This window comes from Salinispirillum sp. LH 10-3-1, from assembly GCF_030643825.1.
Lineage (GTDB): Bacteria > Pseudomonadota > Gammaproteobacteria > Pseudomonadales > Natronospirillaceae > Salinispirillum.
In genome coordinates this window covers 1,836,782-1,850,316 of the sequence record NZ_CP101717.1, presented here as the reverse complement: position 1 = coordinate 1,850,316, position 13,535 = coordinate 1,836,782, and the positions used below count along the sequence as shown (strand labels likewise).

The window sequence follows — 13,535 nt, the reverse complement described above, 5'->3', positions numbered from 1 at the left end:
ACTAAGGCCACGTGATGATCATGCGGTAAACAGTTTTGCCTGTAAATAGCGGTCGTCCAGGGCGTGCGTTAATTGCGTATAATGTTCCATTGATTGCAGAGGATAGAGCAAAATTATGTCGATTGGTCGCACACCACCAAAAGGGTATTCATCGATCGTTGCCGAAGATCAACGGCGCTTACCGACTGCCGTGACTCTGACGCCGCAGTCACCCGAAGAGGCAGCAGAGCAACTTCACAAATTCTTGATCGCGCATCCCAAAGTATTCGTGCTGACCGGTGCTGGTATTAGTACAGACTCAGGGATTCCCGATTACCGCGACAATGCTGGGGCGTGGAAACGAAAGGCACCCGTGCAGCATCACGACTTCATGCATGATCATTATACGCGTCAGCGTTATTGGGGACGTAGCCTGATCGGGTGGCCGGTTATGCGTAATGCACAGCCCAATGTGGCGCACGAATGCGTAGCAGAACTGGAGCGGCAGAACACCATCAGTCTGCTGGTTACGCAGAATGTGGATCGCCTGCATCAGCGCGCTGGCAGCGAACGCGTGATCGATTTGCATGGGCGATCTGACGAAGTGCTCTGCATGAGTTGCGGCTGGCGTACCACACGCGAAGGCGTTCATGCCGCCTGTGCTGACCTGAATCCTGATTTCATGGGTTATACGGCAAGGACTGCTCCGGACGGCGATGCGGATTTAGAAGTGGATTTCAGCCAGTTTTCGGTACCGCATTGCGAGCAGTGTGGAGGAATACTGAAACCGGATGTGGTGTTCTTCGGTGATAATGTCCCTAAGGCGCGTGTGCAAATGGCATTAGAAGCATTGCGCGCCAGTGATGGGCTTCTGGTGATAGGTTCTTCCCTGATGGTTTATTCGGGGTTTCGCTTTTGTCGGCACGCGCACGATTGGGGATTGCCCATCGCAACGTTGAACTTGGGGCAAACAAGAGCGGACGAATTAGTAACGTTAAAAATGAATGCCCGCATCTCTGAAACACTGGATCGAGTGCGGACGATATTTACTGGAAACTAAATGCCTTTACAATTTGTTGACGCTGCAAACCCGCATAGCTCTGTAAACATGACGATTTGAGGGCCTCAAATCGTCATGTTTCACTGTGGTGGCTTTACACTTTTGGTGTCATTCTTCCCGTCGTTGAAATCAAGCGGGAAAGGATCACCCACCCATTCACATAATGGGTTGTTGTACAGGGCATAATGCAACGCTGTATTTCGCCGACGGAAGGATTCAGTGGCTGCCAAGGACGGTGGCTTCATCGTGTTACACTATCTTCTCTTCATTCTTCAGGGCATTGACCCACATCAAGCAGTGACTCGCGCCAGAACGACTAAACTCTCTATATGTCTTTCAAGGAGAGTGTCTATGTCACTGAATGCTACCTTAAAATTTTTAGGTGCCGCCGAGCAGGTTACAGGTTCTTGCTATCATATTCGTGTGGGCAAAAAGAATATTCTGTTGGATTGCGGAATGACGCAGGGCGAAAGTCAGGTACGTGACTGGAATAAGTTTCGCTTCAAATTCAGACCGGAAGCCATTGATCTCGTTATCCTATCGCATGTTCACATTGACCACAGCGGCCTGCTGCCACTGCTGGTAGCCAAGGGTTTTAAAGGCAAAATATTCTGCACCAAGGGCTCCAAAAAACTATTACCAGTGTTGTTGAAAGATTCCGTATTCCTTTATTTGAAGGATTTGGAGTGGCAGAACAAGCGTTTAGCCCGTGCGGGTAAACCACCCATGTCGCCGGTCATGTCGGCGCAAGACGTCGAACGGGTAATGGATTTGACGGAAGCCGTGGGCTACGAGCAACGAACGGTGCCTATGCCCGGCTTGGAATTGGTGTTCAGTGACGCCGGGCATGTGCTGGGTTCGGCCATCGTCCAACTGTGGTTAAAGAATGGGCAGGCCATGCGGCATCTAGTGTTTTCCGGCGATCTGGGTAATCCGGATACGGTGTTGATGCGTGATCCAACGCCCATCAAGCACGCTGATGTGGTGCTGATGGAAGGCACCTACGGAGATCGTGATCATCGGCCACTGGATGATACGGTTGAAGAGTTCGCACAGGCTTTAGAAGAGGCTCATGCCAGCGGTGGCAATGTCTTTATGCCTGCTTTTGCACTGGGGCGAACGCAAGAAATCCTCTATTACCTTGGCGTGCTCTATCACCAAGGCCGATTGAGACAACAGTTGGTGTTCTTGGACAGCCCTATGGCGTCCAGCATTACTCAGATCTATAACGAAAGCATGCCCAGTCTGAACAAAGACGACACCAAAGCTTTGACTGACAAGCAGGTAGGCAAACTGCAAGATTTCCTGCCGATTTTGCGTATCACTGAGTCGGTTGAAGAATCCATGGCGATTAACCGTATTACGCAGGGCGCCATCATCATTGCGGGTAGCGGCATGTGCAACGGTGGACGCATTGTGCATCACCTGAAGCACAATCTATGGAAGGAGCATAATCACATTGTTTTCGTCGGCTTCCAAGCGAGGGGAACACTGGGGCGCAAGCTGGTGGATGGTGTGACCAAGGTTAAGTTGTTTGGGCAGGATATGGTCGTAAAAGCACGGGTTCATACACTGGGTGGTTTTTCTGCCCATGCAGGTCAATCGGAGTTGCTCAAATGGGCACGCGGTATCGGCGGGCAACCACGTTTTTATCTGATTCACGGTGAGTCCGGTGCGCTGGCTATCTTGCAGGAAAAAATGCAGGCCGAAGGGCTAACAGTAGACGTGCCTACTCTGGGTGATACTATCGATCTCTAAACAGCTACGCAGTAGAGGTCGATATGTCATTAGCGCTGTACCAACAGATGGATGCTGCAGATCCCTTGGCCGACGTGCGGTCGCAGTTTCAGCTGCCCGAGGGCATTATTTATCTGGATGGGAACTCCTTAGGGTGTATGCCAAAGGCGACGGCAGCGCGTATGCGAGCGGTAATTGAAGATGAGTGGGGTAACGGATTAATTCGAAGTTGGAATAGCGCTCATTGGATAGACCTGCCACAGCGCTTGGGCAGTAAAATCGCTACGTTACTTGGCGCCGACTCAGACGAGGTATTGGTGACCGACAGCACTTCGGTCAATATCTTCAAGTTAGCCACAGCGGCTCTGCGTTTGCGTCCGTCACGGCACAAGATCATTACAGAGCCCGGCAACTTTCCCACCGACCGATATATTCTGCAGGGCTTGTGTGATTTCTCGGGTAACGCTGCGCAATTGGTGACCATACCCGCGCAAGATATTATCGACGCCATTGATGAAGATACGGCCTTGGTGGTGTTGACGCATGTACACTACAAGTCCGGTGCCCTGCATGATATGAAGGCCATAACCGCTCGGGCACATGCTAAAGGGGCGCTGATTTTATGGGATCTAAGCCACAGCACAGGTGCCGTGCCCTTAGCGTTGAACGAATGCGACGTTGATCTGGCCGTAGGCTGTGGTTATAAATACCTGAATGGTGGCCCCGGCGCCCCGGCTTTCGTCTATGTCGCCAAGCGGCTGCAAGAGGGTATCCGACAACCTATTTATGGGTGGTTTGGTCACGCTCAACCTTTCGCCATGCAAGACGATTACGCTCCTGCAACCGGTATCACGCAGATGCTGACCGGTACGACTTCAGTGCTTGGAGCGAGTGCGCTTGAAGTTGGTTTGGATATCTTTTCTACCGTTGATATGTCGGCACTTCGGCACAAATCACAAGCGCTAACAGATTTACTGATTGAGCTGGTGGAGCAGCGTTGCGCCGACTTTGGTTTTGCGTTGGCATCGCCACGCGATGCCGACGCGCGTGGTAGCCAAGTGTCTTTTCGGCACCCGGAGGGTTACGCCATCATGCAAGCGTTGATTGATCGTGGGGTTATTGGTGATTTCCGCGCGCCCGATATTGTGCGCTTTGGTGTAGCACCCTTGTACGTCAGCTATGAAGACATTGGCAGAGCCGTCGATGTTTTGGCGGACATCATGACTCATAAACACTGGGATCAGCCGCGCTTTAAGGCGCAACAGGCGGTGACTTGATTGTGGCAATGCAGCGTTCCCGTTGTCTGACCTGCGGCTACGCAGAGGTCGCGTGCGTCTGTGCATGGGTACAGCCAATGCAAGTGCCAGTATCCGTCGTCATTTTGCAGGATGCGCAGGAACGCAAGTGCGCAAAAAGCACCGTACCATTGTTGCAACTGGCATTACCGCAGCTAGAGGTCGTGGCGGCTGACGATGACCTAACCGTGGCTGAGCTGAAAGCTCGCGTGCAACAAGCGCCGGAGCAGTGGGGGCTGGTTTACCCAACCGCCGACAGCCAACCAGTCGAAGGCCTCGCAGCTAACAAGGATGTGACACGGCCAACGGCTTGGTTACTGCCGGATGGCACCTGGAAGAAGACGCGCCGCCTATTGCATGAACACCCATGGCTGACAAAGATAACGGCGTACAGTTTTTCTCAAGCACCGGTGAGCAATTATCGTATTCGAAAGGTGCCCAGCCCATCCGCGTGTTCTACTCTGGAAAGTGTTGCCTGGGTGCTCCAGCAGGTACACCATGTAGACCCAAGCCCCTTGCATGAGCTACAGCGTCACTTTGTTGCCCGGTGGCAGGCTTATCAGCCCGATGCTCATCAACGGTGAAGGGAGCCGCGCGCACTGGTTGCTCGTCATGCGAGAGTCAAACCGAGAGTAGACACAGGAGTCGATACCATAAAACGATTACCGCCACTCAATACTTTGCGCAGCTTTGAAGCGGCAGCGCGGCAGGGGAGCTTCCAGGCTGCGGCACGTGAGCTCTTTGTGACGCCGTCTGCGGTCAGTCATCAGATCAAGGCCTTGGAGGAGTTTCTTGGGTTGCCACTCTTTGCCCGTCAAACGCGCCGTGTTCATCTGACATCGGCCGGGAAGGAATACCTAAAGTCAGTACAAAAGGCGTTACGCGAAGTAGAGCGAGCAACACAAAATCTGGTGTCGACCCATGGGTCTGGTGAGTTAAAGCTGGCTGTGGCACCAGCCTTTTTAACACGTTGGTTGTTGCCACGGATGGGCGTTTTTTCCGAGCAGTATCCCGACATTGAACTGCAGATATCGGCGTCGACTGGCCTGTTGGATTTCAGCCGCGACGATGTGGATATGGCGGTGTACTACGGTGACGGGAACTGGGAGGGTTTAGAGTGCTTATTTATGCGTCAATCGGTGCTGATACCTGTCTGTTCGCCGAGCCTAATGACACGTAAACCCATCCTGGAGCCCGCTGATGTGTCACAACATCGTTTGATTCATGTCAGCAAGCGTATTGATGAATGGCGTACGTGGTTTGACGCAGCAAACACTGAGTACCGAGAAACCAAGAAAGGACTGGTCTTGTCGAGCGGGTCTCTGGCGGCTGGCGCTGCAGTTCGGGGGCTGGGGATAGCCCTAACGGATGTGAGCTTGATAACGGAAGAAATACAGTCTGGCGAGCTGATCACGCCACTCAACATTCCGTTGCCGAAAAACAAATCATTCTATCTGGTTTATGCGAAAAACCGTCCAGCAGGCTATGCTATGAGGATGTTTCGTGATTGGATCATGGAGCAAATGAGTGAAGACGCTGATCAAGCCGCCAAGAACAAAAACGCACAGCGCCTAAATTTGGACACCTAGATGCATGAATTTGGTTTTGTAAATCATTCCGACCTGACCAATTCTCTGATTGGTTCACACAATGGCGCTTTAGTCGTGGTTTCTGTGTTGATAGCCATGATGGCAGCCTACACCAGTGTTAGCCACCTTGATCTCATCCGCTTTGCACGCTCCCCAGTTCGACGCCTTGCTTGGTACACCAGCGGTGCCATGTCCATGGGGCTGGGTGTCTGGGCTATGCATTTCGTTGGTATGCTGTCGTTTGAGCTTCCTATAGAGGTTCATTATCTGTTGTGGCCGACACTGGTGTCTGTGCTACCTGCTGTGTTGGCCAGTGCGTTGGTATTGCATACGCTGGACGTGCGCCTATCAGGCCCTGGGATTATCGTCATCAGTGGGGTGTTGATGGGTCTAGGTATCGGTGGCATGCACTATATTGGCATGAGTGGCATGGTCTTAGCTGCGGATATGCTGTATGACCGGGGCTGGTTCTTGGTGTCTTTATTTGTCGCGGTGGTACTGGCAACGTTGTCGCTGGCGAGCGCAGTGCTATTGCGGGCAAAGATTGTATCGCGGCTGCTCCGTAAGATTATCTTTTCTGTGATTATGGGTGCCGCGGTGGCGACCATGCACTTTGTTGCCATGCACGCGACGGTGTTTATCCCTTTTGATGATGGGCAGGTCGCTGATGTTGAGGCTGGGGTGGCACTTAATAGCGCCCTCATCGCTACCGTTGCGGGTTTGGTTCTATTATTCATCGTCATTATGCTCTCGCTTAGCCAAGCCTTACACAGCCGGGTACGGCGTGCGGAGAAGGAAGCCATCGATTCACAACACCGCGTGAGCTTTTTGTATGACCGCTTGAGCAAGATATCTTCCCGCGTGCCTGGGGTGGTCTATCAGTTTCGGCAATCGCCGGACGGAGAGTACTCATTTCCTTATGCCAGTGACGCTATTCGTGACGTCTACCGGGTAACACCAGAACAGGTGGCACATGATGCGGGCCCTGTCGTAGACGTTATTCATTCGGATGATTTGCCGGCCGTCTATGCTGCGATTGAAGCTTCTGCAAGCAGCATGGAGACTTGGCAGCAAGAATATCGGGTGAAGTTCCCCGACGGCACTGTGCGCTGGTTGTGGGGCAATGCTCAACCAGAACGCGATGAAGATGGGTCCGTGTCCTGGTACGGCTTTATTACCGACATTACCGAGCGCAAAGAAACAGAGGCAACGATTAATCGTTTGGCCTATTACGACCCGCTAACGGAATTGCCTAACCGACGGTTATTACTAGATCGTTTGCATCAGAGCATCGCTGCATCTTATCGCTTAAACCGATACGGAGCGGTATTCTTCATTGACCTAGATGACTTTAAACATTTGAATGACACTCAGGGCCATTCGGTGGGTGACCTCTTGCTGCAAAAAGTCGCGCGTACTTTGGAGTACTGTTTGCGCGCCAACGATACTCTGGCTCGGCTCGGTGGTGATGAATTTTTGATTGTGGTTGAAGGCCTGAGTGCTAAGAAGACAGAGGCGGCACATGAAGCGGAACAGGTAGCACGTAAGGTAGGCAATTTGTTGAGCCGCCCCTATGATCTTCTTGGACATCAATACCATTGTTCAGCGAGTATCGGTATCAGCTTGTTTTTGGGGAAGGAGCACAGTACTGAAGAGTTGCTGAAGCGCGCGGACATAGCCATGTACCAGGCTAAAGCTTCAGGCAGTAACGCCATTCGTTTTTTTGACCCTGCCACTCATGCACAGCTGGAAGCTGAATACGCGCAAGAGCGCGCCTTGCGTGTTGCCTTGCCAAACAACGAAATGGAGCTGCACTACCAAGTACAAGTCGACCGGAATGGGCATCCAGTTGGCGCGGAAGCACTCGCTCGGTGGAATCACTTGAACCAAGGTTATATTCCACCCGGGCAATTTATTCCCTTGGCCGAGCGCAGCTCATTGATTATTGATATCGGTACGTGGGTATTGGATACCGCTTGCCGTCAACTCAGAGATTGGCATCAAAAAAAACAATTGGAACACTTGGTATTGTCGGTGAATGTCAGCGCACGCCAGTTTCACCAAACGGATTTCGTGGCACGAGTTCGTCGAGTGGTGAACGCCTATGACATCAATCCTGCCATGCTGAAGCTGGAACTTACTGAGACTTTGGTGCTGGCGGATTTGAACGACACACTGGAGAAGATGGAGGCTTTGAAAGCCGATGGCATTAAGTTCGCCATGGATGACTTCGGTACAGGGTATTCGTCGCTGGCCTACTTGTCATTGCTACCGTTTGATGAAGTTAAAATCGATCAGTCGTTTGTGCATCGTGCAACGGCAGATTATTCATCTAAGGACTGGGTCATCGTAGAAGCCATTATCAATATTGCGCAAGACCTTGGCATGGAGGTGATTGCAGAGGGGGTTGAGAACATTGAGCAACAAAATCTGTTGGCACACAGTCGATGTTTTCTCTATCAAGGATACCTGTTTGGCAAGCCCGTACCGGCCTCCGATTTTGTTACGCAGATAGAAGCACTTGCACAACAGTAATTGCAAAGCAGGAAGGGTTTGCAGAGCTTAGAAGGGAAAGGGGTAAGTTCTTATTTTAGATCGATAGAACCCCTAAGCGCATGACCCGAGGTCAAAGCGCCTAATACTTAGGCGCTGGTAGCGACGCGAGCGGGTGTGAACAATTGACGGATGCGCTGAACTACGGCTTTGAATGCTTTAGTTGTCAGTTCTGCCATGGCTTCAGCACGCATCTTACGAGCGAGTGCTTCGTAGTAAGCCACGTCTACTTCGCCCCAAGCGTTCATTACGATGTTAATGTCGTTAGTGTTTTTCATAATTAGTTCCTTATCGGGTGGTTTGTCATTGTCCTGACGCTGTTGATCAGGAATGGCGCTATGATAGAAACTAACCGATCACACAACAAACGATTGATTTTCATGCAATAGATGAGAATAACTAATCTATAAAGACGCCTATGCGCTGCTATTCAGGCTCTTTAGCCATTCCTTTAGCTCCGTTGCTACTGGCTTGTTGTGTTCGCCTAAGAAGCTTAGAAAGCTCTTTGCATCGCGATTCACAATACGTTCGACGGGAAAGCCAATGCTTTCGGCCTTGGCGATACTGGTGCTAAAGTCGCCGACGCTATAGGCAATATGGGCATCGCTGCCAAAGGATACTTTCCAGTCCAGCCGGTCAATGAGTTCCATTAAGAGAATGCATTGCGGCTCGCTACCAAGGCGAGAAGCCACAAAGGAGCTGTTGTTAATCTCCAACACCACATTGTGGTCGCGTGCCGCCCGCACCACTTCTTCTTGATTGATGGGGTAACTGGGGTTGCCAGGGTGACCAATGATCTGGCAGCGTCCACTCTCAATGGCCTTGATGACGGCCGCTGTGTGCGTGCGTTCATCTACGGGTGGGAACACGGGTTCATGGAAGCTGGCGATCGCAAAATCGAGAAAGGGCAGCATGCCATCGGCAATGTCGAGCCCGCCATCGGGTGGCAGAATATTAGCCTCGATACCGCGCAGGGCTGCTACGCCATTGACGACGCGAGGTATCACTTTACGGTTACCGAAATGCCAGGGGTGGGCGCCGTCCGGCATGGTGGGTGCGTGGTCGGTCAGGCTGAACAGCTGCAAACCTTTTTCTCGGGCAATTTGGAAGTAGTCATGCACCGTACTGTAAGCATGCGTACTGGCAACGGTGTGCGAATGGGTATCGGCGAGGATTCTCATGGTTACCTTGTGACGTGCTGAGAAAATTGAGATAGGCGGGTAGTGTAGCAGATTTTGATGACATTCTGATGATCAGCAGCGGCAAGAAAGCGTAGCGGGGCATTGAATTAAAAAAGGCACACGAGTCGACTCGTATGCCTTTTTTAACGATGGCGATGCCAACGGTATTAGTGATCCTGAGGGAACACCTTAACCTGTAGCTTTGCCAGACGCTGCAGTACGCGCACGACCTGACAGCTGTAGCCAAACTCGTTGTCGTACCAGACATAGAGCACCACACGCTTGTCGTTGGTGATGGTTGCCTTGCCATCAACGATACCGGCGTGACGATTGCCTACGAAGTCGCTGGATACCACTTCCGGGGAGTCCACAAAGTCGATCTGCTTCTGCATCGGTGAGTAGATTGAGGCCCAGCGCAAATACTCGTTGAGTTCGTCTTTGGTGACCGCGTTGACCAAGGTCAGGTTCAGAATCGCCATGGAGACATTCGCAGTGGGTACACGAATAGCGTTACCGGTCAGTTTTCCGGCTAGCTCAGGCAGGGCCTTGGCTACCGCTTTGGCAGCGCCTGTTTCGGTTAACACCATGTTCAAAGGCGCCGATCGACCGCGGCGTTCACCACTGTGGAAGTTATCGATCAGGTTTTGGTCGTTGGTGTAAGAATGCACTGTTTCAACATGGCCTTCGACCACACCGAATTTATCGTTCAAGGCTTTTAGCACCGGTACGATGGCATTGGTCGTGCAGGAGGCGGCAGACAGTATGGTGTCGTTGTCGGCAATATCACCGTGATTCACGCCAAAGACGATGTTCTTCAGTTCGCCTTTGCCGGGCGCGGTGAGTAATACTTTCTTGGCACCATTGCAGTCAAGGTGTTTACCCAAGCCTTCAGCATCGCGCCAGACACCGGTGTTGTCGACGACAAGTGCGTCGTGAATACCGAAAGCACTGTAGTCGACTTCGGCCGGGCTGTTCGCATAGATAAAGCGAATGTAGTTGCCATTAACGATCAGCGCGCTATTGGATTCATCGACCTGAATAGTACCGTGGAACGGCCCGTGCACTGAGTCGCGGCGCAACAAGCTGGCACGCTTTTGTAGATCGCCGGCCTTGCCGCCACGAACTACGACGGCGCGCAGGCGCAATTTGCTGCCACCACCGGCTTTTTCAATCATGATACGCGCTAACAAGCGACCGATACGGCCAAAGCCATAGAGTACGACATCCTGCGATTCACCACCGGGTGCAGCGGTGTCGTGTTGATCGACGATGCTGGCCAGTTCACGGCGCAAAAAGGCGTCGAGGTCATCGTGTGCTTCTTTGCGGAACTGTGTGCCCAGCTTGCCCACATCAATGTGTGCCGGGCCTGGGTTCAATCGAATCAGAGCCTGTAAAAGGCGTTCGGTGAGGGCTACATCCAGCTCTTCGCCTTCAATATGCCGGACAAAGCGGTGGTCTTTAATGATGCGCATGACCGAGCGGTTTACCATGGCTCGCCCGAACAGCGAGGTTACCACGTTAAACTGACGATACAGTTGACCAATTAGGGGAATCAAGTTTTCGGCAATGGCTTCACGATGTTGCCACTGGTCCAGATGGGAGTCTTCGATGCGGTCGCTCACTACGGCTACCTCATAAATTTATTATAGGTTGATAGGAGGGTGCGTTTTAACGCGCGCGTAGTATGCGTTTTGCAAGGATGCTTGGCAAATAAACGGGGGTGATAATGAATATGCTCGTCGGGATGGGAAAAGTCTTACCCGACGAGCTTAGCGGTGTTCTTGGGTTTCAGCGATTTAGGTAGGCATCTTTTGCTGCATTGAAGTCGTGGATCACAGCGTCCATTTCTTCGCGGTTAAATGGCTGCAAGCCTGAAATAATCAGTCTCTTAGTGCCTGTGCCAACCGTTGTGCCGTTTTCAGTGATGTTGAATCGGAATTCAGCATCACCCCGGCGGCCGTTAACGGTAAGTTCTGTGCCTGCCAGCTCCAAAACAGGTGCTTTGAAGTCAACGTTGTTCAGTTCGAATGCCATGCTTTCATAGATCACCAGCGGACGTTTAGGATTAAACATAACGCCTTTGGCATCCATCATAGGCACCATAATGAACGGAAAATTTTGCCCGGAAAATGAGACATACTGGCGGGTAAATGCTTCGATCTGTGTGGCATCTCGGCTCGTGTCACCAGAGTGCTCAACGTGTAAATAGGCCTTGCCGGTGTCATCAAGAATATCGATGGTACCGGTGTCTTGGGTCGGCAGCATCAAGGGTACATTGGCACCGACCATGCCGGAGAAACGCACCGACATAGACTGGCTAAGGCCGTAGTGACTTAACACCAGTGCGAACAGCAGATCCCCTGGGACACAAAAACGCTTGGAGTCGACATTGTGAATAGGGTTAAAATCACCGGCTACGTCCTTGGCGAAAGCGCTCGCTTGGGCTGCCGAGATAACAATTTGCTGATTCTGTTGTTCGAAGTAGGGGTCAAGAAACACGAATGGCTACCTTTCTGAGGTGGATTGAGCGCATTGTGGCGACCACAAAGCTAAGTGGCAAGGCATGATAGACCAGAAATTGTTATTAGAAAAAGTCAAAGATAGACTTTTTCTATACAGAACAAGTGGTACGAATAGTGTATACACAGTGATTGTCTGAACATGATCAGGCATTACTGTTACCGGAAAGCTATAAAGAGTTTAAGGAATGCGTCTCTACAACTTCTTCCGTCATATTTTTCGCTTGGCTTCACACCTTTATTTCGTGGAGGTCCGCTCCATAGGAAGAGAGCAGGTGCCAGACGAGGGCCCAGTCATTCTGGCGGCCAACCATCCCAGTTCATTGCTGGATTCAATCCTGTTGAGCGTAGAATTGCCGCGCCAAGTGCACTATCTGGCAAAGAGCGAGCTGTTCCGGTCGCCGTGGCTGGCAAAGCTGTACAAGCGTATCGGCGCCATACCGATCAATCGTGGCGCGCGCGCCGACGACAACGAGAATACTTTCAAGCACGTTTATGAACTGTTGGATCGCGGTGGTTGTATTGGCATCTTCCCAGAAGGCCGTAACTCGCCTGCCTTGCAAGTGGCTAACCTCAGAAGCGGCACGGCCCGGATGGCATTAGCGGCGGAAGAGCGCAATAACTATCAGCTGGGATTGAAGATCATTCCAGTGGGCATTAACTTTGAGAACCGAGAGCTGTTCTTGTCCGCTGCCTTGTTGCGTTTTGGTGCGCCTATTTTGGTTGCTGATTACGCCGAACTGCACCAGAAAGACCGTAAGTTGGCTATTCGCACACTGACGGGCGATGTTGAGCAAGCCTTGCGTAAGGAGGCAATGCATATTTCTGATTTGCGGCTGGGTCAGTTAGTGGCCGACTTGGGTGCGGTCTATCATGAGGCCATTACCGAGCCAGCGGAATCACGTAAAGCCCGTCAAAATTGGGGTTTTTTGCGCCGCACCTTGGAAAAAATTCGTTCCTGGTTTCGCCCTGCGGCGGTGAACCACGAATCATTGTCGGCGATTTTTGAAGGGCGACGATCTCTCAACGATGCGTTATCGCGCGCGGCTGTAGCCGAGCCGGAGATGGTTGAAGATTTGCGTAATCGAGTAGACCGTTACAAAGATCACTTACGTCAGACACGCCTAAAGGCTGACTTAAAACAGAGTTTTGCGCAGCCGATTCGGGAACGCCTTATTCGTATACGTATGACCCTTTATGCGGTTCTGATGGCGCCGGTGGCCTTTTTTGGTCTGGTGCATAATCTGTTGCCTTATGTGGTCACCAAAGTGATTAGTCGACGCTTTCACGATGAAGCGGTCCGTACCTTTGCCTATTTTGGTGTAGGAACGCTCGCCTTCTTAGGGTTCTATTTTCTTTGTTGGCTGTGGCTGTGGCAATTCACTGACCGCGATCTCAGTACCAGCTTGATTTATGTCGGGTTGCTTCCGCCGACCGGACTGCTGTGTTTGCGCTATCGCGGCCATATTACGCAATATCGTGACAAAATACTGGTGCGGACGTTTTTCCGTACCAACGCTGACTTGATCAACCTGTTGCATGAAGAGCGGCAAGCCATTGTGTATCGACTGCAACTGTTGGATGAGCGGTACGGCGATCCGGAGATAGAGTAGGGCGCCGTA

11 protein-coding genes are annotated in these 13,535 nt (G+C 51.7%); 7 read left to right on the top strand and 4 right to left on the bottom strand.

Annotated features, from left to right (window positions below; all coding sequences use genetic code 11):
- Positions 1-115: 115 nt before the first annotated feature.
- The 6 genes from NFC81_RS08215 to NFC81_RS08190 all read left to right on the top strand — a co-directional run bounded on the left by NFC81_RS08215 (position 116) and on the right by NFC81_RS08190 (position 8,195).
- The gene (locus NFC81_RS08215; RefSeq protein ID WP_304994002.1) at positions 116-1,039 is read left to right on the top strand and encodes an NAD-dependent protein deacetylase; all 924 of its coding nucleotides are present in this window, start codon (positions 116-118) and stop codon (positions 1,037-1,039) included.
- A gap of 351 nt (positions 1,040-1,390) precedes the next feature.
- Entirely contained in the window at positions 1,391-2,797 is a 1,407-nt protein-coding gene (locus tag NFC81_RS08210) for an MBL fold metallo-hydrolase (RefSeq protein WP_304994001.1), read from the top strand.
- 23 nt (positions 2,798-2,820) lie between these two features.
- On the top strand, positions 2,821-4,053 hold the full coding sequence (gene kynU, locus NFC81_RS08205; RefSeq protein WP_304994000.1) for a kynureninase: 1,233 nt from the start codon (positions 2,821-2,823) through the stop codon (positions 4,051-4,053).
- Positions 4,054-4,061: 8 nt separating this feature from the next.
- Complete coding sequence (locus NFC81_RS08200; RefSeq protein WP_304993999.1) at positions 4,062-4,655, top strand: tRNA-uridine aminocarboxypropyltransferase; 594 nt, start codon at positions 4,062-4,064, stop codon at positions 4,653-4,655.
- Positions 4,656-4,670: 15 nt separating this feature from the next.
- Complete coding sequence (gene gcvA, locus NFC81_RS08195) at positions 4,671-5,660, top strand: transcriptional regulator GcvA (RefSeq protein ID WP_370529907.1); 990 nt, start codon at positions 4,671-4,673, stop codon at positions 5,658-5,660.
- Positions 5,661-8,195, top strand: coding sequence for an EAL domain-containing protein (locus tag NFC81_RS08190; protein ID WP_304993998.1), 2,535 nt, complete (start codon positions 5,661-5,663; stop codon positions 8,193-8,195).
- Positions 8,196-8,302: 107 nt separating this feature from the next.
- On the opposite strand, the gene NFC81_RS08185 is transcribed toward NFC81_RS08190, so the two are convergent.
- The 4 genes from NFC81_RS08185 to NFC81_RS08170 all read right to left on the bottom strand — a co-directional run bounded on the left by NFC81_RS08185 (position 8,303) and on the right by NFC81_RS08170 (position 11,893).
- Complete coding sequence (locus NFC81_RS08185; RefSeq protein ID WP_304993997.1) at positions 8,303-8,491, bottom strand: RSP_7527 family protein; 189 nt, start codon at positions 8,489-8,491, stop codon at positions 8,303-8,305.
- Between the two features lie 138 nt (positions 8,492-8,629).
- Complete coding sequence (locus tag NFC81_RS08180; RefSeq protein ID WP_304993996.1) at positions 8,630-9,394, bottom strand: phosphatase; 765 nt, start codon at positions 9,392-9,394, stop codon at positions 8,630-8,632.
- Between the two features lie 167 nt (positions 9,395-9,561).
- A complete protein-coding gene (locus NFC81_RS08175) occupies positions 9,562-11,016 on the bottom strand; it encodes a glyceraldehyde-3-phosphate dehydrogenase (protein WP_304993995.1) in 1,455 nt (484 codons plus the stop codon).
- 166 nt (positions 11,017-11,182) lie between these two features.
- Positions 11,183-11,893, bottom strand: coding sequence for a DUF3581 domain-containing protein (locus NFC81_RS08170; RefSeq protein ID WP_304993994.1), 711 nt, complete (start codon positions 11,891-11,893; stop codon positions 11,183-11,185).
- A 208-nt stretch (positions 11,894-12,101) separates the two neighbouring features.
- Here NFC81_RS08170 and NFC81_RS08165 point away from each other — a divergent pair, with 208 nt between their 5' ends.
- Positions 12,102-13,526 carry a 1-acyl-sn-glycerol-3-phosphate acyltransferase gene (locus tag NFC81_RS08165; protein WP_304993993.1) on the top strand — a complete coding sequence of 475 codons (1,425 nt, stop codon included), beginning with the start codon at positions 12,102-12,104 and terminating at the stop codon, positions 13,524-13,526.
- Positions 13,527-13,535: the final 9 nt, after the last annotated feature.

Excerpts from the sequence above, each read along its gene's own strand:
- NFC81_RS08215 (WP_304994002.1), top strand. The coding sequence starts at position 116 with ATGTCGATTGGTCGCACACCACCAAAAGGGTATTCATCGATCGTTGCC.
- NFC81_RS08210 (WP_304994001.1), top strand. The coding sequence starts at position 1,391 with ATGTCACTGAATGCTACCTTAAAATTTTTAGGTGCCGCCGAGCAGGTT.
- kynU (WP_304994000.1), top strand. The coding sequence starts at position 2,821 with ATGTCATTAGCGCTGTACCAACAGATGGATGCTGCAGATCCCTTGGCC.
- NFC81_RS08200 (WP_304993999.1), top strand. The coding sequence starts at position 4,062 with ATGCAGCGTTCCCGTTGTCTGACCTGCGGCTACGCAGAGGTCGCGTGC.
- NFC81_RS08190 (WP_304993998.1), top strand. The coding sequence starts at position 5,661 with ATGCATGAATTTGGTTTTGTAAATCATTCCGACCTGACCAATTCTCTG.
- NFC81_RS08185 (WP_304993997.1), bottom strand. The coding sequence starts at position 8,491 with ATGAAAAACACTAACGACATTAACATCGTAATGAACGCTTGGGGCGAA.
- NFC81_RS08180 (WP_304993996.1), bottom strand. The coding sequence starts at position 9,394 with ATGAGAATCCTCGCCGATACCCATTCGCACACCGTTGCCAGTACGCAT.
- NFC81_RS08165 (WP_304993993.1), top strand. The coding sequence starts at position 12,102 with ATGCGTCTCTACAACTTCTTCCGTCATATTTTTCGCTTGGCTTCACAC.